Source organism: Streptomyces pathocidini, from assembly GCF_001418495.1.
Lineage (GTDB): Bacteria > Actinomycetota > Actinomycetes > Streptomycetales > Streptomycetaceae > Streptomyces > Streptomyces pathocidini.
On the sequence record NZ_LIQY01000545.1, the window covers coordinates 1 to 1,558 of the forward strand.

The window sequence follows — 1,558 nt, forward strand, 5'->3', positions numbered from 1 at the left end:
GGCTTGGTGGAGCCGGACTGCCCGGACGGCTGGGCCGACCCGGCCTCCGGCGTGGCGCCGGCCCCGGCGTCCACGGCCCCGGAGCCCACCGGCGGCGGTGCGACCGACTTGATCGCGGTCGTGACGATCCCGGCCGGCTCCACGGCCTCGCCGCCCTCGACGTCGTTCACGTTGGTGTGGTCGACCGGCTTGCGGCGCGAGGCCACCCAGATCGCCGTGCAGGCGGCCAGTGCCAGGACGGCCACCGCGTACACGCCCCAGCCGCCCTGCTTGGCCAGCAGCGCCGCGGCGGCGCCGACCAGGCCGGCGGCCGGCAGGGTCAGGCCCCAGGCGACGAACATCCGGCCCGCGGTCGACCAGCGCACCACGCCGCCCTTGCGGCCGAGGCCGGAGCCCATCACGGCGCCGGAGCAGACCTGGGTGGTGGAGAGCGCGAAGCCGAGGTGGGAGGAGGCCAGGATGGTGGCCGCCGCGCCGGTCTGGGCGGCGAAGCCCTGCGGCGGCTGGATGTCGGTGATGCCCTTGCCCATCGTGCGGATGATCCGCCAGCCGCCCAGGTACGTGCCGAGGGCGATCGCCAGACCGGCCGAGACGATGACCCACATCGGCGGGTCCGCGCCCGGGGCCAGCGCGCCACCGGTGATCAGCGCCAGGGTCATCACACCCATGGTCTTCTGCGCGTCGTTGGTGCCGTGCGCCAGGGAGACCAGCGCTGCCGAGGCGATCTGCCCCGCCCGGTAGCCCTTGGCGGTGGCCTCCGGGTCGGCGTTCCTGGCGGCCCGGTAGGTCAGCCGGGTCGCGAGCAGCGTGGCGATGCCGGCGACGATGGGCGCCGCGACGGCCGGGATGAGGACCTTCATGACGACCTCGTCGCCGTGCACGGCACCGAAGCCGACCGAGGCGACGGTCGCGCCGATCAGACCGCCGAACAGCGCGTGCGAGGAGCTGGAGGGAAGCCCCGCGAGCCAGGTCAGCAGGTTCCACACGATGGCGCCGACGAGGCCTGCGAAGATCACTTCCGGCCGGATGCCGGACTCGTCGATGATGCCCTTGGAGATCGTCGCCGCCACTTCGACCGAGAGGAAGGCGCCGACGAGGTTGAGGGTCGCCGACATCGCCACCGCGACCTTGGGCCGGAGAGCCCCGGTGGAGATGGTGGTGGCCATGGCATTGGCGGTGTCGTGGAAGCCGTTCGTAAAATCGAACACCAAGGCCGTGATGATCACGATCCCGATGAGAAGCGTGATGTGTTCCATTCACCCAGGCAATCAGTTTGATGGTCAGTGGCTTGGCGACCGTAAAGACGCCGGGTGAACGGAAGGTGAACTGAGTGGGATGCTTGGGTGCCTCTGCCCCAGGTGGGGGCGGTGCCGCGGCGCGATTCGGCCACCGCCGCCGGAGCCTGTGATTCGGCCCACGGCCCGCCGGGCTACTGTCCGTTGGGCAATTCCTCGCCCGTAAGGGCCATGCGCCATCGTCCTTTCGCCCCATACCCCTCCTATAAGGAGCCGGACTTTGGAACGACCGCACCCGCACGAGGGGGCCGCCGCCCTGGCAC

Annotated in this window: 1 protein-coding gene; it reads right to left on the reverse strand. The window is 71.4% G+C overall.

Features of this window, described 5'->3' with window-relative positions; all coding sequences use genetic code 11:
* A partial coding sequence (locus AOK16_RS22315) for an inorganic phosphate transporter (RefSeq protein ID WP_055473958.1) occupies nt 1–1,256 on the reverse strand: 1,256 nt, incomplete at its 3' end.
* Nucleotides 1,257–1,558 lie beyond the last annotated feature (302 nt).